This is a genomic window from Pseudomonas sp. Arb-4-2C, assembly GCF_055755015.1.
In genome coordinates this window covers 3,462,926-3,483,772 of record NZ_CM146899.1, presented here as the reverse complement: position 1 = coordinate 3,483,772, position 20,847 = coordinate 3,462,926, and the positions used below count along the sequence as shown (strand labels likewise).

General features: G+C 60.8%; 19 protein-coding genes. 10 read left to right on the top strand and 9 right to left on the bottom strand.

Features of this window, described 5'->3' with window-relative positions:
- The first annotated feature begins 95 nt into the window (after window positions 1-95).
- Complete coding sequence (locus AC0J41_RS15515) at window positions 96-971, top strand: LysR substrate-binding domain-containing protein (RefSeq protein WP_473012941.1); 876 nt, start codon at window positions 96-98, stop codon at window positions 969-971.
- Window positions 972-1,020: 49 nt separating this feature from the next.
- On the opposite strand, the gene AC0J41_RS15510 is transcribed toward AC0J41_RS15515, so the two are convergent.
- Window positions 1,021-1,854 carry an NAD-dependent protein deacetylase gene (locus AC0J41_RS15510; RefSeq protein WP_473012940.1) on the bottom strand — a complete coding sequence of 278 codons (834 nt, stop codon included), beginning with the start codon at window positions 1,852-1,854 and terminating at the stop codon, window positions 1,021-1,023.
- A gap of 152 nt (window positions 1,855-2,006) precedes the next feature.
- Here AC0J41_RS15510 and AC0J41_RS15505 point away from each other — a divergent pair, with 152 nt between their 5' ends.
- A complete protein-coding gene (locus AC0J41_RS15505; RefSeq protein ID WP_473012939.1) occupies window positions 2,007-3,497 on the top strand; it encodes a phospholipase effector Tle1 domain-containing protein in 1,491 nt (496 codons plus the stop codon).
- Window positions 3,498-3,548: 51 nt separating this feature from the next.
- Here the strand turns inward: AC0J41_RS15505 and AC0J41_RS15500 are convergent, their stop codons facing one another.
- Both AC0J41_RS15500 and AC0J41_RS15495 read right to left on the bottom strand, forming a co-directional pair.
- On the bottom strand, window positions 3,549-4,595 hold the full coding sequence (locus AC0J41_RS15500; protein WP_473016010.1) for a class I SAM-dependent methyltransferase: 1,047 nt from the start codon (window positions 4,593-4,595) through the stop codon (window positions 3,549-3,551).
- Between the two features lie 339 nt (window positions 4,596-4,934).
- On the bottom strand, window positions 4,935-5,396 hold the full coding sequence (locus AC0J41_RS15495; RefSeq protein ID WP_473012938.1) for a GNAT family N-acetyltransferase: 462 nt from the start codon (window positions 5,394-5,396) through the stop codon (window positions 4,935-4,937).
- 228 nt (window positions 5,397-5,624) lie between these two features.
- On the opposite strand from AC0J41_RS15495, the gene AC0J41_RS15490 reads away from it, so the two are divergent.
- Both AC0J41_RS15490 and AC0J41_RS15485 read left to right on the top strand, forming a co-directional pair.
- A complete protein-coding gene (locus AC0J41_RS15490) occupies window positions 5,625-5,897 on the top strand; it encodes a DUF4242 domain-containing protein (RefSeq protein ID WP_025111280.1) in 273 nt (90 codons plus the stop codon).
- Between the two features lie 30 nt (window positions 5,898-5,927).
- Window positions 5,928-6,740, top strand: coding sequence for a class I SAM-dependent methyltransferase (locus AC0J41_RS15485; protein WP_473012937.1), 813 nt, complete (start codon window positions 5,928-5,930; stop codon window positions 6,738-6,740).
- Between the two features lie 139 nt (window positions 6,741-6,879).
- Here the strand turns inward: AC0J41_RS15485 and pcsA are convergent, their stop codons facing one another.
- Window positions 6,880-7,602 (bottom strand): phosphatidylcholine synthase, encoded by a 723-nt coding sequence (pcsA, locus tag AC0J41_RS15480; protein ID WP_473012936.1) that lies wholly within the window; start codon window positions 7,600-7,602, stop codon window positions 6,880-6,882.
- A gap of 260 nt (window positions 7,603-7,862) precedes the next feature.
- On the opposite strand from pcsA, the gene AC0J41_RS15475 reads away from it, so the two are divergent.
- Together AC0J41_RS15475 and ligD are read left to right on the top strand one after the other, a co-directional pair.
- Complete coding sequence (locus tag AC0J41_RS15475; protein WP_473012935.1) at window positions 7,863-8,630, top strand: tellurite resistance TerB family protein; 768 nt, start codon at window positions 7,863-7,865, stop codon at window positions 8,628-8,630.
- A gap of 127 nt (window positions 8,631-8,757) precedes the next feature.
- Window positions 8,758-11,358, top strand: coding sequence for a DNA ligase D (ligD, locus tag AC0J41_RS15470; protein ID WP_473012934.1), 2,601 nt, complete (start codon window positions 8,758-8,760; stop codon window positions 11,356-11,358).
- On the opposite strand, the gene AC0J41_RS15465 is transcribed toward ligD, so the two are convergent.
- Together AC0J41_RS15465 and AC0J41_RS15460 are read right to left on the bottom strand one after the other, a co-directional pair.
- Complete coding sequence (locus AC0J41_RS15465; protein ID WP_473012933.1) at window positions 11,359-11,781, bottom strand: hypothetical protein; 423 nt, start codon at window positions 11,779-11,781, stop codon at window positions 11,359-11,361.
- 68 nt (window positions 11,782-11,849) lie between these two features.
- Window positions 11,850-12,164, bottom strand: coding sequence for a DUF2388 domain-containing protein (locus AC0J41_RS15460; RefSeq protein WP_025111286.1), 315 nt, complete (start codon window positions 12,162-12,164; stop codon window positions 11,850-11,852).
- Between the two features lie 189 nt (window positions 12,165-12,353).
- On the opposite strand from AC0J41_RS15460, the gene AC0J41_RS15455 reads away from it, so the two are divergent.
- Together AC0J41_RS15455 and mqo are read left to right on the top strand one after the other, a co-directional pair.
- Window positions 12,354-13,967 carry a methyl-accepting chemotaxis protein gene (locus AC0J41_RS15455; protein WP_473012932.1) on the top strand — a complete coding sequence of 538 codons (1,614 nt, stop codon included), beginning with the start codon at window positions 12,354-12,356 and terminating at the stop codon, window positions 13,965-13,967.
- 482 nt (window positions 13,968-14,449) lie between these two features.
- Window positions 14,450-16,096, top strand: coding sequence for a malate dehydrogenase (quinone) (gene mqo / locus AC0J41_RS15450; RefSeq protein WP_025111288.1), 1,647 nt, complete (start codon window positions 14,450-14,452; stop codon window positions 16,094-16,096).
- A gap of 68 nt (window positions 16,097-16,164) precedes the next feature.
- Here mqo and AC0J41_RS15445 read toward each other — a convergent pair whose 3' ends face one another.
- Both AC0J41_RS15445 and AC0J41_RS15440 read right to left on the bottom strand, forming a co-directional pair.
- Window positions 16,165-16,596 (bottom strand): nuclear transport factor 2 family protein, encoded by a 432-nt coding sequence (locus AC0J41_RS15445; RefSeq protein WP_473012931.1) that lies wholly within the window; start codon window positions 16,594-16,596, stop codon window positions 16,165-16,167.
- Between the two features lie 352 nt (window positions 16,597-16,948).
- Complete coding sequence (locus AC0J41_RS15440) at window positions 16,949-17,425, bottom strand: hypothetical protein (protein ID WP_473012930.1); 477 nt, start codon at window positions 17,423-17,425, stop codon at window positions 16,949-16,951.
- A 346-nt stretch (window positions 17,426-17,771) separates the two neighbouring features.
- Here AC0J41_RS15440 and AC0J41_RS15435 point away from each other — a divergent pair, with 346 nt between their 5' ends.
- Entirely contained in the window at window positions 17,772-18,983 is a 1,212-nt protein-coding gene (locus tag AC0J41_RS15435; RefSeq protein WP_473012929.1) for a helix-turn-helix domain-containing protein, read from the top strand.
- Window positions 18,984-19,024: 41 nt separating this feature from the next.
- Entirely contained in the window at window positions 19,025-19,657 is a 633-nt protein-coding gene (locus AC0J41_RS15430) for a Vgb family protein (protein ID WP_473012928.1), read from the top strand.
- Between the two features lie 130 nt (window positions 19,658-19,787).
- Here AC0J41_RS15430 and AC0J41_RS15425 read toward each other — a convergent pair whose 3' ends face one another.
- Window positions 19,788-20,654, bottom strand: coding sequence for a CAP domain-containing protein (locus tag AC0J41_RS15425; protein WP_473012927.1), 867 nt, complete (start codon window positions 20,652-20,654; stop codon window positions 19,788-19,790).
- Between the last annotated feature and the right edge of the window lie 193 nt (window positions 20,655-20,847).

The window sequence follows — 20,847 nt, the reverse complement described above, 5'->3', positions numbered from 1 at the left end:
TCGCTGGAGGATATATTTGTTAAGTTGATTTTTAAGGTCGATTGATTGATAAAGCTCAATAATTGATTGAATCCTGATACGGAAGCATAGCGTTCATGACCGTCAAACAGATCCGCGCCTTTCTCGCCGTAGCCCAGAGCCTGAGTTTCGCCGTGGCCTGCGAGCGCCTGCACCTGTCGCAATCGGCCTTGAGCCTGACCATCAAGGCGCTGGAGGAGGGCCTGGGCGGGCGACTGTTCAGTCGCAATACGCGGAACGTGGCGCTGACCGCCGAAGGCGAATCGCTGCTGCCGCTGGCCCGACGTCTGATCGCCGACTGGGACAACGCCGAAGATGAAATGCGCCAGCGCTTCAGCCTGCAACGCGGGCGGGTAACGCTGGCGGCGATGCCGTCGTTCGCCGGCAACCTGCTGCCGCCGATCCTCAAGACGTTTCGCGCGCGGTATCCGAACGTCAACGTCACGGTCAACGACGTGATCAACGAGCAAGTGCTGGAAATGGTCCGCGACCGACAAGTGGAACTGGGCGTGGCGTTCGAGCCGATGCAGAGCACTTCGCTGACGTTCACCCCGCTGTACATGGACCGTTTTGTCGCGGTGGTGCCGCAGGATTCAGCGCTGGCCGGGCTTAGCGATATCGACTGGCAGACCTTGCTGCAGGAACCGTTCATTACCCTGCAACGGCCGTCGACGGTGCGGGTGATGCTTGAAGAACACTTGCAGGCCCGGGGCATGAAACTGCCGGTGGAGTTTGAAAGCCATCAACTGGCAACAGTCGGGCGTATGGTCGCCAGCGGGCTGGGGGTCAGCGCGGTGCCGGCCTTGTGCGCCGAGCAGATGCTGGAATTGGGCGCCTGTTGCCTGACCTTGAATGACTCGGTGGAGCGGGCGATTGGTGTGTTGACCGAACCGGGCAATGACCTGTCGGCAGCGGCGCAGGCACTGTTCGACATTCTCAAGGCTGAACACTGAACTTGAAACCTCTACCCCTGTAGGCGCTGCCCGCAGAGGATTGGTGCGTTCAGGTGGTCAAGTGTTGCGCCAGCAACGGCAGCAGTTGCTCGCATGACGCCTCGATCTTCAAATCGAGCAAATCATCCGCGCGGGTCTTGCCCAGATTGATCGCCAGCAACGGCTTGCCGCGATCGGCGATTACCCGGCACAGACGGAACGCCGAATACGCCATCAGCGACGAGCCCACCACCAGCAAGCCCTCGGCATTTTCCGCTGCGGCCATGGCCCGTGCCGCCGTCGGCTGTGCCACGTTCTCGCCGAAGAACACCACGTCCGGCTTCATCCGTTCGCCTTCGCAATAGGGGCACTGCGGGGTCTGAAAGCGTGCCTCGAACGCCGGGTCGAGCAGCGTATCGCCATCCGGCGCCTGTACCGCATCGACGCCGGCCAGATACGGATTCTGCTCGACCATGCGTTGCTGAATGTCATCACGCGCGCTGCGCTGACCACAGTCCAGGCACAGCACCCGGTGCAGACTGCCGTGCAGTTCGATCACATCCTGACTGCCGGCCTGATCGTGCAGGGTGTCGACGTTCTGCGTGATCAAGGCGCTGATCCGCCCCTGACGCTGCAACTCGGCCAGCGCCGTATGCGCCGCGTTGGGTTGCGCCTGACGCACCCGTGGCCAGCCAAGCATGGCCCGCGCCCAGTAACGGCGACGGGACTCGGGCGCAGCGAGAAACTCCTGGTACATCATCGGCTGCCGGCCACGCCGTACACCTTCGCTGTCGCGGTAATCCGGGATGCCCGAGGGCGTGCTGATGCCGGCGCCGGTCAGCACTACAAAGCCGCCATCAGCCATGGCCTGGTACAGGGTGTCGAGATACGAGTAGTCGTTCATGCCATCTCCGATCCTGTGTCCTGTGTGTAGAGCGCCCGCCAGCTTCTAAACTTTGTCAGTCTAACGCCGATATGCAAAGCGCAAGAATACAGCGTGATTGGCCTGTTGATCGCGCGCGTGCACCATTTCATTTATCGATCATGGACGGTTCAGTGCCTTATAAATATATTTCATCGATAGCACGCTTTTTTAGTGTCTGGTGCATGTTGTGCTGCTTGAGCGGTTGTAGCGGATTTTTTTCCGGAAACCGTGAAGTTCCCATCAGTCAGCTATCAATGAATGAGTTAACTCACTTTTTTGTCACGAGTGACTTCGGCTTTTCGATTCCATTTCTGAATGATCGAAAGCCCGGAACCATCGTATTTGTGATGAATTTCGACGGTACCAATAATGATCGGGAGCAGGTTCCTCCTGGTGAGACGAAGACTGTTGTAGCTCAGTTGTTCGACAGGATAGAAGGCAACCAGGTTGACAAACCGCCCAGATATCCTGGATCGATGGTTCGAAAGGCGTACCTTCGTGGGCCAGGCTGTGCCGACAGCTATTGGTGCCTGCTCGATCAGGCGTTTGGACGTAGTTCTAGTGCCACAGCCGATGACGCTTTCGCGCAATTGAAACGATTTATCGCAGAAAACCCACAGGCAACAGAGGTCAAGGTGCTGGTGATCGGTTTCAGTCGAGGAGCCGCTACAGCCCGACACTTTTTGAACAAGGTTTACCAGGCGTCCACTCAGAGCACATTGGGTACCTCAGCCCCTGTGTGGTCGTCGGCGATCCTTATCGAAACTGTAGCCACCGGGCAACATGGCATTCTGGAGCTGACGTTGCCTCCGAATGTGGAGTTTGCCTTGAACCTAGTGGCAAAAAATGAAACCCGTGCCCTTTTTCCTCCCGTCATTGATGCTGACCCTGACTACGAAAGGTATACCAACGGCCTTAAGGTCTATGGGATCAAAAAGCGAATTTTCACAGTTCGCCTGCCAGGTGCACATTCTGATCTTGGAGACTCCTACGATTCCGGTGCCGGGCCTCATGTGTCAAAGGTCGCAATCAACATTATCGAGAAGATGGGGCTCAAGACACCGTGTTCAGGCTTCTGTCCCGATGACCTCGTTGATATCAGTGTTTTGAAGCCATTTGACGGTTGTTCAGGAGCCGGTGGACAACTTAACAAGCGGATGGTCAGTGACGGGTTGCATGATTCCCGCGGCAAGCTGGATTTGTTGATGGGCGCACCATCGCCTTATTCCAAAGGATTTCATCGCGAAGATGATGCTGTGCAAGCTGCGCCAATGACAGACGAATTGGCGGACCGTCTTTTTTGGCACATTAATGACCAAGTCAACGCAAGGTCTTCTGATGTGGCGACGATTATCGAGTTTACCCAGCGAAATAATTTTGTATTTACACGTAGTTCAGGCTCGACGGACTGGAAGCAGATCGAGAGTGATGGGCAGAGCAAAGGGCGGTTGGGTTATTCGCTTGGCGTTCCAGCGTTGCTTTTTAAAGCTGGTAAATTGCCGCTTCCAGAGGCCGTTCTTGAAACGCTGAAAACTGAGAAGGGAGACGTCATCCTCGAAGCCGCATTGTTCAAATGCAAGTTCCATTGGTTCATCAACGGCTACATCCCCGGCGACCAATAGCCCGGGTTCGTTGTTCCCGGGCAAACAACTTGCCCGGGATTGACTCAGCTCTTACTTGCGCGCCTCCAAGATCAGATTGAACGGCGTTTGCGTCGCCCGGCGGAACTGTTTGAATCCGGCCTCGTTGAACACTTTGCGCAAACGCATTTCACCGGCCTGTGCACCGAGACCGAGGCCGACTTCCTGCGACAGCGAGTTCGGCGTGCAGATAAAGGTCGAGGCTGCGTAAAACAGTCGTCCGACCGGGTTGATGTTGTCGTCCAGCGTATCGTTGGCAAACGGCTCGACCAACAGCACCGTGCCGTCGTCCTTCAACGACTCGTAGGCATGCCGGGCGGCGCCGACCGGGTCGCCCATGTCGTGCAGGCAGTCGAAATAGCAGATCAGGTCATAGTCGCCGCCGGGGTAGCTTTTGGCGGTGTTCTGGAAGAATTTCGCCCGGCTGCTGACCCCGCCTTCTTCGGCGCGCTGAGTGGCGACGGTGATCGACGGCGCGTGGTAATCGAAGCCGACGAAGCGCGAGTTGGGAAACGCCTGGGCCATGATCACCGTCGAGGCGCCGTGGCCGCAGCCGATGTCGGCGACTTTGGCGCCGTCTTCGAGTTTGGCTACCACGCCGTCCAGCGCCGGCAGCCATTCAGCGATCAAGTGACCTTTGTAACCGGGACGAAAGAAGCGTTCGGTACCGGTGAACATGCAGGGGTGATGATCGCCCCAGGGCAGGGCGCCGTTGCCGCGCATGGCCTTGACCAGTTTGTCCTTGTCGTGGAAAAACGACGCCACCACGCCGAGCCCGCCGGCCACGTACACCGGCGAGTCCTCGACGGCCAGCGCCAACGCCTGTTCCTCCGGCAGGCGAAACTGGCCATCGTGATGTTCCATGTAGCCGGACGCGGCATGCGCGCTGAGCCATTCGTGCACCAGTCGTGGGTTGCAGGTGGTTTTTTCGGCAAGGGCCTGCGGGGTGATTAGCTGACTGTCGGCCATCGCCCGGTACAGCCCGAGTTCTTCGCCAACGATGACGTTTGCCAGCATCGCGGCACCGCCCATGTCGTTGACCAGTTTGCCCATGAATGCGTTGAGCCTTGATTCGTCCATCATGAGTGCTCCTGATACAGGATCACCGTCCGGTGGCAAAACGTTGTCGAGGCATGGGCCGCAGGGCAGTGGTCACAGAAGTGGGCAGGGCACAGCTGACGTCGTCCTGCATTCCCCCTCGACTGGGTAATAAGTCAGTCTAGTCGGGCTGGGGCGAGATGCAGGCTTTGTGAACACCGCAAACCCAATGTGGGAGCGGGCTTGCTCGCGAAAGCGGTGTGTCAGCCCCCGATGGATTGACTGATCCACCGCCTTCGCGAGCAAGCCCGCTCCCACAGGGGATATGTGGTGCTCCGTCCCGCTGTGCATCGGCAGGCGCTGGCCGCACACATCAATGGCTCACAGGTCGCGGACCATGAGCCATTGGTCGTTGTCCCAAGCGCGGAAGCGCTCCAGCAACGTCCACCCACGCTTGGCGTAGTAATCCTGTTTGTTCTGCGTGTGCAGATAGAACCGCGCGAAGCCACGCTGCTTCGCAGCCTGACTGATACCTTCGATCAAACGTTCCGCCAGGCCCTGGCCCCGCGCCTGCGGGCTGACAAACACGCACGCCAGCCACGGGCCGAGATCCGGGCGCAGGGCCAGATCCGCCCGGGCCAGTGCCGCGCCGCCGAGCAGTCGGTCGCCATCCAGCGCAATCAGGCACGGCCAGTCGCCGTTGCTCTGGCCTGCGGCGAACTCGCGTTGCCATTCGGTCAAGGGTTGCTGAGCATATTCGTAGGCGAACTGGCAGTGGATCCACTCGGCGTAGGTGTCGCTGTGCTGCAGGTGATCGACGAGCCATTCGAGGCGCAAGGACATGTCGGGAATCCATTCTCGGAAGACGGGAAGGCATAAGAGCCGATTGCCCCGTGCAATGGCAATCCCGAGAGTGTTTCGAGGGCTTTACAAAATCCCGCCATTCATCGGCCCGGCCCTTGTTTTACCGGCTCTTCGGACGATTGGAGGGGACGCCGACGACCCTCGGCGCGATAGTGGGAAACAGGGCCACTGCCGGCCCTGTCACCGATAAAAAGACGCGAGGTTGCCATGCCGAAATTCGTGATTGAACGCGAGATTCCAGGGGCCGGGACGCTGTCGGAGCAAGAACTCAAAGCCGTGTCGCAAACCTCCTGCCAGGTGTTGCGCGAACTCGGGCCGCAAGTGCAGTGGTTGCACAGCTATGTCACCGCCGACAAGATCTATTGCGTGTACATCGCGCCTGATGAGGAGCAAGTGCGCGAGCACGCCAGGCTTGGCGGTTTCCCGGCCAACAGTGTGGCGCGGGTTATGACGGTCATCGACCCGACCACGGCTGAATGAGGTCAACCCGACTGTAGCGGAGCGTGATTGATGAGCACCCCCATTGATCTGACGGGCCTCAAGGAGCGCCAGAAAGTTGCCTGGGCCAGCGGCGACTACGCGGTGATCGGCACCACCCTGCAAATCGTCGGCGAACACCTTGCCGAAGCTTGCGACCTGCGCTGCGACGAAGAGGTGCTGGATGTCGCGGCCGGCAATGGCAACGCCACCTTGGCGGCGGCGCGGCGTGGTTGTCTGGTGACGTCCACCGACTATGTGGCGGCGCTGCTGGAACGTGGCCAGGACCGGGCACGGGCCGAGCACCTGGACGTGACCTTTCAGGTTGCCGATGCCGAAGCGTTGCCGTTTGCCGATGAGAGTTACGACGCGGTGCTCTCGACTTTCGGCGTGATGTTTGCCCCGGATCAGGCCGCCGCAGCGGCGGAACTGGCGCGGGTCTGTCGGCGGGGCGGGCGGATTGGCCTGGCGAACTGGACGCCGGAGGGTTTCGTCGGGCAGATGTTCAAGGTGCTCGGTCGCCACGTGCCGCCGCCCGCCGTGGCTTTGCCGCCATCTAACTGGGGCACCGAAGCCTGGTTGCACAGCCACTTTGGCGACCGTGAGTTCCTGCTGCAGATCACGCGCCGTACCTTCAACTTTCGCTATCGCTCGGCGGCGCACTTCATCGACATTTTCCGCCACTGGTACGGGCCAGTGCACAAGGCGTTCGCGGCGTTGCCACCGGAAAGCGGGCAAGCGCTGGAGAATGATCTGGCGGATCTGCTCAACCGCTCGAACCGGGCGGGGGAAGGCTCGCTGGTGGTGCCGAGCGAGTATCTGGAGGTGGTCATCACCAGACGCTGAATGTTCAGAACAATGACAAACCCCTGTGGGAGCGGGCTTGCTCGCGAAAGCGTCTGTTCAGTCAGTAGTTCTTTCCAATGACCCAGCGCATTCGCGAGCAAGCCCGCTCCTGCAGGGGATGGTGTCTGGCTGGACTGGCCTATTTCACCTGCGGCCGATCAAACCATTCCAGCGCCGTGCGCCAGATACAGATGCCCAGAAAGTACGCCGACATCAGCAGCCACAGGCCCATTACCAGCGAATTGATCACCGGGTGGTTGAGCACCAGTGACAGGCTGCACAGCAGCCAGATCGCCGTCACGGCGATGTTGATCGGCATGAACCGGCGTACCCGGAACGGGTGGAGGAATTTCATTCGGGTGACGGTCAGCAGCGCCAGACCGATCACCGTCAACAAGGTGATCCAAGGCCCCGGGCCGATGATGTAAAGGCACAGGGCAACCACGTTCCACGCGGCGGGGAAGCCGACGAAGTAGTTGTCCTTGCTCTTCATGTTGACGTTGCAGAAACAGAACAGCGACGACACCAGAATCAGCGACACGGTCAGCAGCAAGGTGTAGTCGGGCAGGGGAATATAACGGTAGATGAACAGCGCCGGGATGAACACGTAGGTCAGGTAGTCGATCACCAGATCGAGGATCGATCCGTCGAAACTCGGCAGCACCGATTGCACATTGACCTTGCGTGCCAGCGCCCCGTCGAGACCGTCGACGATCAACGCCACGCCCAGCCACATCAGGCAGTGGGTCGGCTGGTTTTCCAGCAGCGCGAGGGTTGCCAGAAATGCAGTGACCACGCCGGTCGCGGTAAAACCATGGGCGCCCCATGCTTTGAGCCTGGCGATGTGTACGGTCGATATCACGGGGGCGTTCTCCAGATAAATGAAGCAAGCCGGTTATCACCCTCGGGCAAAGGGTGCCGGCAAACCGGGTCGGGGTTGCAGCTATCGACCGGTTTGGCCGGGATAAGGTTCACCTCCTTTGAATCTTAGCTGGCCGCACAAAAAATACCTCGGCGAAATCCGCCGTCTGCGACTGGCGTCAGTCAAATGGTGTTGGCGCGATGGCTGTAGCGGTCTATCGTTGCCTGACGCAGTTAACGCCAATGCCTGAGGACGAGATCATGAACACCAGCGATTTGCTCGAACAACTGCTGCGGGGCCAGGCCTCGGCAGGACAATCCAGTGGAGCCTCCGCTGGCGGTGGTCTCGATGGGCTGGGCGGTTTGCTCGGCGGTCTGTTGGGCGGCGGTGCGGGCAGCGGCGCCAACGCAGCGCCATCCGGTGGGCTGGGCGGCCTGGGCGGTTTGCTCGGTGGCCTGCTCGGCGGCGGTAGCGGGGGTGGATTGGGCGGTGCGCTCGGCGGCGCGTTGGGCGGCGGGAGTACGCAAAGCCGTTCCGGCGGCACCAATTATGCGGCGCTGGCGTCGCTGGGAATGATGGCGTTCCAGGCGTATCAGGCCTGGCAACGCAGTCAGGCCTCGGCCGCGCCACAACATATCCCGCAAACGGCGGATCTGCTGGCCGGGCCAGAGGTCGAGGAACACAGCCATGCGGTGCTGCGCGCGCTGATTGCGGCGGCCAAGGCTGACGGGCAGATCGATGACCGCGAACAGCAGATGATCAGTGGTGAAATCAGCAAACACACTGACGATCCGCAATTGCAGCAATGGTTTGATGCCGAAGTGTCGAAACCACTGGATGCGAGCGAAGTCGCGCAGGCTGCCAAAGGTGACCCGGCCATGGCTGCCGAGATGTATCTGGTCAGTGTGATCCTGGTGGATGACCAGCAGGACGCCGAGCGCAGCTATCTGGATGAACTGGCGGCTGCCTTGGGGATCGATCCGGATTTGCAGGTGCATCTTGAACAACAGGCCAAAGGTCCGGCCTGACCTCGAAAAACTTTGAAAGTACGAGCCTCGGGCGTTCCATCCGTCCGGGGCTTTTTTACGTCGATTGAATTTTTCCGGCGGCGCGTCGCTCTTCTGCATAACAGAGCCACACTGCGACCGGTGCGCCATGAACAGGAACCTCGACGACTACAACCGCATGCGCGATTTCTCGGCGACGTCAGAGCCCGCCGCCGTCAAGCGCCGTGGCCGCAACAAGACCACTGAGCATGCCCTGCAGTTCTGCATCCAGAAGCACGACGCTTCGCACCTGCATTACGACTTCCGCTTGGAGCTCGATGGCGCGCTCAAGAGCTGGGCGGTGCCCAAGGGGCCGTCGCTCGACCCCAAGGTCAAGCGCCTGGCAGTGCATGTCGAGGACCATCCGCTGGATTACGCGACGTTCGAGGGCAGTATTCCCGAGGGGCATTACGGCGCTGGCGATGTGATCGTCTGGGATCGCGGCGTGTGGATTCCGCTGGAAGATCCGGCCAAGGCCTACGCCAAGGGCAAACTCAAGTTCGAGCTGCAGGGCGAGAAGTTGTCCGGTATCTGGAATCTGGTGCGCACGCATATGCCGGGCAAGAAGGAAAACTGGTTCCTGATCAAGCATCAGGACAGCGCCGCCCGCCCGCAAGACGACTACGACGTGCTCAGCGCAGAGCCGGACAGCGTGCTCAGCGAGCGGACCCTGATCAGCAAACCGAGGCTCGCCGCCGAGCAAGCCAAACCGCTGAAAAAAGCCCCGGCCAAACCGCGCAAGGCAGCGTCCGGAACGCTCACCGGTGCGCGCAAGGCCAAGCTTGCGGCACAACTCAAGCCGCAACTGGCGACCTTGGTCGACAGCGCACCCGAAGGGCAGTGGAGTTACGAGATCAAGTTCGACGGTTACCGGATCATGGCCCGCATCGATCACGGCGAGGTGCAGCTGTTCACCCGCAACGGCCACGACTGGACCCACAAACTGCCGCAACAGGCGCAGGCGCTAGCCGCGCTGGGGCTGGAGTCGGCGTGGCTGGACGGCGAAATGGTGGTGGCCGACGAGCAAGGCGTGCCGGACTTTCAGGCGCTGCAAAACGCCTTCGAAGCCGGGCGCAGCGGCCACATTGTCTATTACCTGTTCGACTTGCCGTATCTCAACGGCGTCGACCTGCGCGAAGTGCCGGTCGAGGAGCGTCGCGCGGCGCTGTCCACGGTGTTGGGTGCGCACGAGCAGCCCCTGCTGCGCTTTTCCGAAGCCTTCGACGAAGCCCCGGACGCGCTGCTCAACAGCGCCTGCCAGATGCAGATGGAAGGGTTGATCGGCAAACGCCTCGGCTCGCCTTATGTGTCGCGGCGCAGCAGCGACTGGATCAAGCTCAAGTGCAAACATCGGCAGGAATTCGTGATCGTCGGCTACACCGATCCGAAAGGCGCGCGCAGTGCCTTCGGGGCGCTGTTGTTGGGTTTGCATGATCGCGACAGCGGTGAGTTGCGCTACGCCGGCAAGGTCGGCACCGGGTTTAACGACGCCACGCTGAAAAGCATCCTCGCCCAACTCAAGCCGTTGCAGGTGAAGAAGGCGCCAGTGGTCAATCCGCCAAGTGGCTTCGAGGCCAAAGGCGTGCACTGGCTCAAGCCGAACCTGCTGGCGGAAGTGGCGTTCGCCGAAATGACCAAGGAAGGCTCGGTGCGTCACGCCGTGTTCCATGGTCTGCGCAATGACAAACCGGCCAAAGCGATAACCGAGGAGCGCGCGAAAACCGTGAAGACGCCAGCCAAAGCCAGCTCATCAAAAAAAGCCGCTGCATCAACGAAAGCCGCAGCGTCGAAGATATCCGACGCTGCGCCGTCGCAGCTTGGCCTCGCCAGCGGCAAGGTGCGCATCACCCACCCCGACCGGGTGATCGATGCGGTCAGCGGCACCACCAAGATGCAACTGGCCGAGTATTACGCCAGCGTCGCCGAGTGGATCCTGCCGCAACTCAAGGACCGTCCGGTGGCATTGGTGCGGGCGCCGGACGGCATCGCCGGCGAACTGTTCTTCCAGAAAAACGCCGAGCGCCTGGCGATTCCCGGCATCACTACGCTGGACAAGGACGTCACCGGCCAGCCGGTAATGCTGATCAATAACGCCGAAGCGTTGATCGGCGCGGTGCAGATGAGTACGGTCGAGTTGCACACCTGGAATGCCACGACAGTCGATCTGGACAAGCCAGATCGCTTTGTCCTCGATCTTGACCCGGACCCTGCGCTGCCGTGGAAAAGCATGGTCGAAGCCACCGCACTGACCCTGACCGTGCTCGATGAACTGGGGCTCAAGGCGTTTCTCAAGACCAGCGGCGGCAAGGGCATTCACCTGGTGGTGCCGTTGACCCGCAAGCATGGCTGGGATGAGGTCAAAGACTTCAGCCATGCGATCGTCAGTCACATGGCGAAGCTTTTGCCAGAGCGGTTTTCCGCAGTGTCCGGGCCGAAAAATCGCGTAGGGCGGATCTTCATCGATTACCTGCGCAACGGCTTGGGCGCCACTACCATTTGTGCCTACGCGGCGCGCACCCGCGACGGGTTGCCGGTATCGGTGCCGTTGTTTCGCGAAGAGGTGGCCGAGATCAAGGGCGGCAATCAGTGGAACATCAGCAACGTCCATGAGCGCCTGAACGAGGTCGGCGATGCGCCGTGGGCTGACCTGAAGAAAACCCGCCAGAGCATCACCGCCGAGATGCGCAAGCGGGTCGGTATGAAAAAGTGATCAGGTGTCGCGCAGCAAGTCGTGTGCGTTGAGCAGTTCGAAGGCGATTTCGGGGTGGTTGGTCAGGCCCCGGCGAATGGCTGCCGGAATCGACTTGCGTGTCTTGCGGCACAGTCCCGGCAGCGCCTCGATCTGTATGTCGATACCGAGCATCGTGCGCACTTCATGAAAGCCCGGTGAGACTTCCACCCGTACGCCCAATTGCTCGTACATGCGGTTTTGCAGATGCCGCAGGTCGGCAAGATCCTTGAGTTGTTCCAGGCGAGCGAGGAGGATTTTTTCCTGCTCGCGGGTCAGCCGCAGGATGCGCAGATCCGTGCCGGGCGTCTCCAGCAATGATTCGCGCCCGCAATCGCAGGCGCCGGGCGGGCAAGGTGAGCGCAAAGGCACAACGGGCGCAAGAGTCGTCATGGCCTCCATCATAGAGGCCGTCGGACAGTTTTGCCTATGTGCCTTCAGCTGCCATCCATCGGCCGCGTTATCCCTGGCAGCTACTGATTCAGACCTTCGTAATGCACCAGAATCGCATTGGCGAGGTCTTCATCGCTGGCGTTCAGACCAGGGTTGTCGTGGCGTACCTGTTGCAACACCGACTCAAGATAAACCCCACGGATGGCCCCGCCGCTGGCGACAAACGCTGACAGGTCGTCGCGTGCCGGAATCACCATTTTGTGATCCTTGAAGGTCGAGTACAGCGAGGCGGAAACACCCGCCGAGGTGGCGACGTCTCCGGCATCGACACGAGCCAGAGCCGAGCCGACAGGGAGGCACAGCAGGAGAGAAGAAACAAGCACTAACTTGCGCATGACGGTGTTCCTCCACAAGCGCGAAGCAAAAAGGAAGGACTACATAATCTCAGAGGTGAACCGCTTGCCGGAGTTCCATTCGCACGCACGGATACTTGCTGAAACGCTCTGGGGCGGCGCATTCGCGCAAATAGGCTTAACTGAAATCCTGACAGGCGCATTCCAGCGAGCCTCAGGGAGGAACCCACGGTGTCGATCAAATTGCGTTTGCGGTTGCTGATTGCAACCAGCCTGCTGACGGCGCTGATCGTGAGTCTGGTCAGCTATGTGGGGAATATGCGCATGTCCGGCGCGGTGGACGACAATGCGGTGAGCATGACCGCGCTGCGCAATCACATGGAAGCCGACATGATGCACGACGCGCTGCGCGCCGACGTGTATTCGGCGATGCTGGTGGGCCTGGGCAAAAGCACCGGCACGGCGGCCGAGGTGCGGGATTCGATCAACGAGCACGCGACGCACTTTCGCGAGGTGCTGGAGGCAAACCTCAAACTGCCGGTCAACCCGACGATCAAGGCTGCGCTGGAACACATCAAGCCCAGCCTGGACACCTACATCGAGGCGGCCGAGCGCATCGTCGGCCTCGCACTGGACAACCCGGACAGTGCCCAGCGGGAACTAGGCACTTTCAATGCCGCGTTCAGTCAACTCGAAGCGCAGATGGCCGGGCTCAGCGAACTGATCGAAAGCAATACCCACGACACCCGTCACGCCACTGAAAGCGCCATTCGCAACGCCAACATCGCCCTCGGTGCGGTGTTGCTCGCCAGCCTGTTGCTGTTGTTGGCGCAAGGGCGCTGGGTGACCCGCAGCATCATGGGGCCGCTGAAGTCCGCCAACCACATCGCTCAAAGCATTGCCCACGGCAACCTCAGCGAAGCGATCAGCGAACCCGCCGGCAAGGACGAGGCCAGCACGCTGATCCGCAGCCTGGCGACCATGCAGCGCGATCTGCGCGACATGATCGACGCGGTGCGACGCAACGCCCATGGCGTCAGCGGCATGAGCGAGCAGTTGAGCCACGGCTGCCATCAGGTGGCCGACAGCAGTCAGCAGCAAAGCGCTGCCGCCGGCACCATGGCCGCTGCCGCCAGCCAGATGACTGCCAGCATCGAGGACATCACCCGCCACGCCGAGCGTGCGCTGGGCATGGCCAATCAGGCCGAGTCGCTGGCCAAGAGTGGCGGACAGGTGATCCATCAGGTGGTCAGCGACATGGACGACATCGCCCGCTCGGCGCAGCAGTCGGCGCAGGTCATCCGCACGCTGGATCAGGAATCCGAAGGCATTTTCAACATCATTCAGGTGATCAAGAGCATTGCCGATCAGACCAACCTGCTGGCGCTCAACGCGGCCATCGAAGCGGCGCGGGCCGGTGAGCAGGGCAGGGGCTTTGCGGTGGTGGCCGATGAGGTACGCAGCCTGGCTGCGCGCACCAGCGCTTCAACCCAGGAAATCGCCGCCATGGTCGCGCGCATCCAGCACAGCACCCGCGAGGCGGTCAGCAGCATGGAGGCGGGTGTGGCGCAGGTCGACAAGGGCATGGCGGTCACGGCCGAAGTCGAACGGGCGATTCGCGAAATCCTCGACGCTACTCTCAGCACCACGCAACTGGTCAACGACATCACCCGCACCATCGGCGAGCAGAGCCAGGCCAGCAACGAAATAGCCCATCAGGTGGGAATGATCGCCGGGATGTCGGAGGGCAACAGCAAGGTGATCGGGCAGACGGCCAATACGACGGATGAGTTGTCGAGTCTGGCGGGGGCATTGGCGTTGTCGGTGGATCGGTTTCGGTTGTAGTGGGGAGTGTTTGAACTATCGCCATCGCGCGCAGGCGAAGGCGTGCAGGGGTTGGCAGTGTTATGCAGGCGTGAACCTGCTCGCGATGGGGCCAGCCCGGGCACCACAGCTTTCGGGGTCATGTTCAGTCCGGATTGGCCGATAACGCCCAGAGCGGAAAAAGACTCTCAAGTCGGGAACAGACGCGCGGGTTTGCCCTGACGTGATATTCTTCGCGCCAACTTGGTTTGACCTTATTCAGTTTGCTTGCCGTTTGGCAGGCTGACGGAATCCCTGTCGCTCAAGTAGCTGAAGCCAATAATGATAAAAAGTCAGTTCAGAAGGGACATTAACTGAGGTCGATGCGGTACGTCGGCCTTGTGTGCCCACCCGTCAAAATTGCAGTGTGAAGGTGCCCGCGACCCTGGCCTGAGTGTCGCGACAAAAGGCCCTCATACCCACAACAGCGGCGGGCGGAAGGCGTTTTATCATAGGTGCAACGGATGTTTAAGAAAGTGAACACAGCCTTGCTAGGGCTGGCTTTGGCGATGGGGATGTCGTCTGCCAATGCTGAAGAAGCGAAGAAAGTCGACGTTCTGCTGATCGGCGGCGGCATCATGAGCACCACCCTGGGTGTGTGGATCAATGAGCTGGAGCCGAGCTGGTCGATGGAAATGGTCGAGCGCCTCGATGGCGTCGCCCTGGAAAGCTCCAACGGCTGGAACAACGCCGGTACCGGTCACTCGGCGCTGGCCGAGCTGAACTACACCCCGGAAGACGACAAAGGCAACGTGACGATCCCGAAAGCTGTCGAGATCAACGAAGCGTTCCAGGTGTCCCGTCAGTTCTGGGCTTGGCAGGTTCAGCAAGGTGTTCTGAAGAACCCTCGCTCGTTCATCAACACCACGCCGCACATGAGCTTCGTGTGGGGTGATGACAACATCAAGTTCCTGAAAAAGCGCTACGAAGCCCTGCAGGCGAGCCCGCTGTTCGCCGGCATGCAGTACTCCGAAGACCCGGCTGTGATCAAGAAGTGGGTCCCGCTGATGATGGAAGGGCGTGACCCGAACCAGAAAATCGCGGCCACCTGGAGTCCGCTGGGTACCGACATGAACTTCGGCGAAATCACCCGCCAGTTCGCCGGTTACCTGCAGACCAAGCCTAACTTCGACCTGAAGCTGTCGAGCGAAGTCGAAGACATCACCAAGAACGCCGACGGCACCTGGCGCGTCAGCTACAAAAACCTGAAAGACGGCACCAAGACCGAAACCGACGCCAAGTTCGTGTTCATCGGCGCCGGTGGCGGCGCTCTGCACCTGCTGCAGAAGTCGGGCATTCCTGAAGCCAAGGAATACGCAGGCTTCCCGGTAGGCGGCTCGTTCCTGGTGACCGATAACCCGGCCATCGCCGAGCAGCACCTGGCCAAGGCTTACGGTAAAGCTTCGGTTGGCGCACCGCCGATGTCGGTTCCGCACCTGGACACCCGTGTCCTGGACGGCAAGCGCGTTATCCTGTTTGGCCCATTCGCGACCTTCAGCACCAAGTTCCTCAAAGAAGGCTCGTACCTGGACCTGCTGACCAGCACCACCACCCACAACATCTGGCCTATGACCAAGGTCGGCATCAAGGAATACCCGCTGGTCGAGTACCTGGCCGGTCAACTGATGCTGTCGGATGAAGACCGTCTTAACGCGCTGAAGGAATACTTCCCGAACGCCAAAGCCGAAGACTGGCGCCTGTGGCAAGCCGGCCAACGCGTGCAAATCATCAAGCGTGATGAAGCCGCTGGCGGCGTGCTGAAACTGGGCACCGAAATCGTTGCTGCACAAGACGGCTCCATCGCCGGCCTGCTGGGCGCATCGCCAGGCGCGTCGACCGCTGCACCGATCATGCTGAGCGTGTTGCAGAAAGTCTTCAAAGACAAAGTCGCAACCCCTGAGTGGCAAGCCAAGCTGCACCAGATCGTTCCAAGCTACGGCACTCAGCTGAACAACGATCCGGCCAAAGTGGCACAAGAGTGGGCGTACACCGCCAAGATCCTCGAACTGCCAACGCCTCCGGTAATTGGTCAGGCGGCTGCTCCGGCGGCACCTGCAGCTGAAAAAGCTGAAGCACCGAAGGAAAATGCTGCACGTGACATGGCTCTGTAATTAGACGCCATTCGCACAAAAGCCCACTGAACCGGTAACGGTCAGTGGGCTTTTTTTGTGCCTCGGGTTTACCTGGGTTTTGCGCTCGCCAGATACGCCCCAAGCTTGCGCCCCATCTCGTCCCCCAACGCCTGCAACCCGCTCAGCGGCCGCACCATCACTTCGAATTCGACAATCTTCCCGCGCTCGTTAAAGCGAATCATGTCGATCCCCTTCAGCTCTTTCGCCCCCACTTTGGCGCTGAACTCCAAAACCACACTCAAACCGTCGGCAGTTGCCAGTTCACGGTGGTATTTGAAGTCCTCAAACACGTCGAACACGGTGTTGAGGATCATCGTCACTACCTGCGCGCCGGGGTAAGGCGTGTGGGCCATGGGCGAGCGGAACACCGCGTTGGGGTCGAGCAGCTCGGGCAGGGGCTTGAGATTGCCGGTGCGGATCATCTCGTGCCAGCGCTTCAATGACTCGGCGGCGTTGGGGTGCAGGTTCAGGTCGGACATGGTTTCACTCCTTTTTGTTGTTGTTTGCGCGACGCCAATGACTCTAGATCAAAGCGGTTGTGGACGAACCGTTGTGTGGCGATCTGAATACCGTGCTATGGCGGGAGCGGATCAGTTTGGCATCTGATCCGTATTTTTATGCTGGATCTGCCTCTGTTACCGGTTCAGTCAGGCGCTCAAAATACCCCTGCAGTACGGTCACTTGCGGCAGTCCTTCATCCTGAAGCGCCCGGTGCACCGCACGCTCAGCATTAAGGAGAGCAGCATGAACAAGATGGCGATTTTCCTGGGTGGGTTTCTGGCGTTGACCATTCTGATCGGAATGCTCGCGACAATTTCTCCGGTCTGACGATCAGCAGTTGAGTACCGGCATGTAACGATCCTCACGTTTTTTGAAATGGATCGGTGCTGTCGGGATTTTCTCACCATTCAGAAAGAGCTCCGGCAGCGTCAGGATGAAATCGTCCATCTCGCCGCTGCCCAAGGGTGTCCCGGCCGAATACAGGTCCAGCCATTGCTCACGCGGGTCGAAGCCGGTTTTCAAGCGTTCGATGCTGACCTGATAGGATTTGCCATTGGCCAGTTGCACGGTGGCCATGGGCGAGGCCGCGCTGACCCAGAGTGCCGGTGGGGGAGTGCTGTAGGCAGCATCCCATTTTTCCTTGGTGTCCAGGTTACGCATATAGGGTGGTGTATACAGGTACGCGTACATCCGTAATTCGGTATCGGTGTTGTGATGCAAGTCCGGCCTGGTCGGGGTCCCCGGCAGCGCTGCGTAAACCAGCAGGTGCACCCAATCGAGTTCCTCGGACGTGGTCTTGTAGCTCATGGCCTGGTGTGGGCCGGGGCATGTTCTGATCAGCAATGCGTTCTGACCGACAGCCGATTGCGGATTCAAGTAAGGACCCGTGCTACAGGCTGCAAACAGAGGAACCAGCAGATAGAAGGCAAGACGTTTCAATTAATCGACTCCGTGATTGACTGTTTTCCTTTTCCAGCTGCCGCAGATTACCTGAATTGCCAACGGTGTACCGCTCAGCCACCACGGGGCCTCAAATGCGGTGCAATCCTCGATCAAGGGCCAGAAAGAACACCGCCATCTAATTAAAAGCGCATTCGGTATTAGACTCCCCACAGGATCTGATAGCGGAAAGCGCTGCCATGTCGAACTCACCATGGACTCATTGATCAACGCCGCCGGCCGCGCGCTTGCGGCGGGGGATCCGCTGTCCGCACTTAAGCTCGTCGCCCTGCGCGAAGACCCGCCCGCGTTGGCGCTGCGCGGCATTGCCATGGCCCAGCTTGGTGATTTGCCCCGGGCCAAGGCGTTGCTGCAGCGGGCGGTCAAGGCGTTCGGCGCCAATGAGCCGTTGTCCCGGGCGCGCTGTGTGGTCGCCGAGGCTGAGGTGGCGTTGGCGACGCGGGATTTGGGCTGGCCGGTGCAGGCGCTGGAGGCGGCGCGACGGGTGTTGCACGATCACGCCGATCACCTGAACGCATCGCACGCCCGGTATTTGCAGATCCGCCGCTTGTTGTTGATCGGTCAACTCGATGAGGCGCAGGCGTTGCTCGCTGAACTGGACCCCGCGCCGTTGGCGCCGGCGCTGCGGGCTGTCCACGAATTGCTGACGGCGGGCATTGCCTTGCGTCAGGTGCAGGCGCACACGGCGCGGGCTGCGCTGGTTCGGGCCGCGCTGGCGGCGCAGCAGGCCGGGATTCCGGCGCTCACTGCCGAGATTGAACACGCCGGGCAGATCCTTGAAGCCCCGGCCGCGCGACTGAGCAGGGGCGATCAAGCGCAACCAGTGAAGCTTGAGCAGGTACAGGCGTTGTTCGCTTCCAGCACCCTGGTGGTCGATGCCTGTCGCTACAGCGTGCGCGGCGCCGGGATGACGCTGGCGTTGGCGACACGTCCGGTGCTGTTCAGTCTGCTGCAAATGCTGGCCCAGGCGTGGCCCGAAGATGTCTCGCGAGAGGCGCTGATCGCCAAGGCGTTTCGCTTGAAGCTGAGCGACGAATCCCATCGCGCACGCCTGCGGGTGGAGATCGGGCGATTGCGTTCGGCGTTGCAGCCGCTGGCGCGGATCGTCGCGACTGCGCGTGGTTTTACATTGGTGGCCGCCGACGTCGCGTTGCTCACCCTGCCGGTCGAGGACAAACACGCTGCGTTGCTGGCGTTGCTCGCCGATGGCGAAGCCTGGGCGAGTTCGGCGCTGGCCCTGGCGTTGGGCAGCAGCCAGCGCCAAGTGCAACGGGCGTTGGAAAGCCTGGCAACGACGGACCGGGTGCAATCTTTCGGCGTTGGCCGGGCGCGTCGCTGGACCACGCCGCCGGTGCCAGGTTTCGCGACGATCTTGTTACTCCCGATGTCGCTGGGCAATGGCTAGGCTGGACTCACCCAGACTCATCCATCAGCGAGGAAGGCATCATGAAACAGGCAAACGCAGAAATCCTTCGTGAGTACGGCCCGTTCGAAGGCGTCGAACGTGTCCACGGCGTCACTTTCGACGGCCGGCAAGTGTGGTTCGCCAGCGACGGCCAGCTCAATGCGCTGGACCCGGCCAGCGGAGAAACGGTGCGCACGATCAAGGTCGGCGCCGACGCCGGCACCGCGTTCGACGGCAAGCATCTGTTCCAGATCGCCGACAGCCGCATCCAGAAAATCGACCCCGCGACCGGGTACATCCTCAATACGATTCCCGCACCGGGTGCTGGCAACGATTCGGGAATGGCCTGGGCCGAGGGTTCGCTGTGGATTGGCCAATACCGTGATCGCAAGATTTATCAGGTTGATCCGGACACTGGCGAGATCCTGCGCACGCTGGAATCGAACCGTTTTGTCACCGGGGTGACCTGGGTTGACGGCGCGTTGTGGCACGGCACCTGGGAGGGCGATGAAAGTGAATTGCGTCGGGTTGATCCAGAGGATGGCGAGGTACTGGAAAGTCTGAAGATGCCCGCAGGGATCGGCGTTTCCGGGCTGGAAGCGGACGGTGGTGAGCGGTTTTATTGCGGTGGCGGGGGCAGTGGGCGGGTGCGGGCGGTGCGGCGGCCCAAGTGATTGATGTGTCTGTGCTGGCCCCTTCGCGAGCAGGCTCGCTCCCACATTGGTTCAGCGTTAACCGGACAAATGTGGGAGCGAGCCTGCTCGCGAAGCGGCCAGTAGCTTCCCTGAAAATCTCCCCAGCGAATCAAGGCGCGCCAAACACCATCGTCCAGTAAACCCCCTCATCACTGCGCACCTCACTCGCAAACCCGGCACCGACCTGGGTGAAGATCGGGTTCATCAGGTTGGCACAATGTCCGGGACTGGCCAGCCATCCGGTCATCGCCTTGCCCGGCGAACTCTGGCCGGCGGCGATGTTTTCGCCGATCTGTCGCCCGCGATAACCCGCCGCCCGGGCGCGATCCGCCGGCATGTCGCCGTCCGGATCACGGTGGGCGAAGTAGTTGCCGTAGGCCATGGCCTTGCTGTGCCCTTGAGCCGCGGCCCCCAGCGCCGGGTTCCAGCTCAAGGGCCGGGCGGCGGCGAAACGCTGGCGCCCGCACATCCGTGGGCGTGCCCGGGCGGCGTTGACCTCGGCGAGCAAGGCTTTACCGACACTGCGGTTGTCGCCGACACGGTTGTCGAGCACCGGTTGCGCCAGCACCACTTGCCATTCACCACGGGAGCGGCTGACGCCGATGTCGGCGTACTGGACGTCGAGCAGTGCGGTGCAGTGGCTGTCTTGCAGCTGTTCAAAGGCTTGCTCGGCATCCCCGGCACCGACAATGCGGATGCTGCGCACCGCCACCGCCGAATAACCCGCAGACTTCAACGTCTCGCGCAAGCCACCACCGTAGCCATAGCCGATCGGCAGCGCCAGATTTGATTTCATCGCCAGTGGCGCCAGGCGTTGGGCCGGACGGCGGTCGCAGCGTTGCGGGTGAGCACGGTAGTCGTTGATGGCCGCCACCAGTTGCCGCTCTTCGCTGGCGTGGGCGGTCTCGGTGAACAGCGGGGCAAGGATCAGCAGGCACAGCGAAACAAAACGTGATGAGCGAACGGCATGGCGCATGGGACGGCAAGCTCTGGGAAAAGGACAGTGCTGAAGTGCGGATCCGCGGAATGCGGCGCCACTAGGACTGGGCTTTTTGGACTTGGTTCATGGTGGCCATAAGGCTTTTTTGGGTGGGATGATGAAGGGCAGGGCGAGCCTGGATTTGTGTTGTCCGCACTGGCGCCTTCGCGAGCAAGCCCGCTCCCACGGT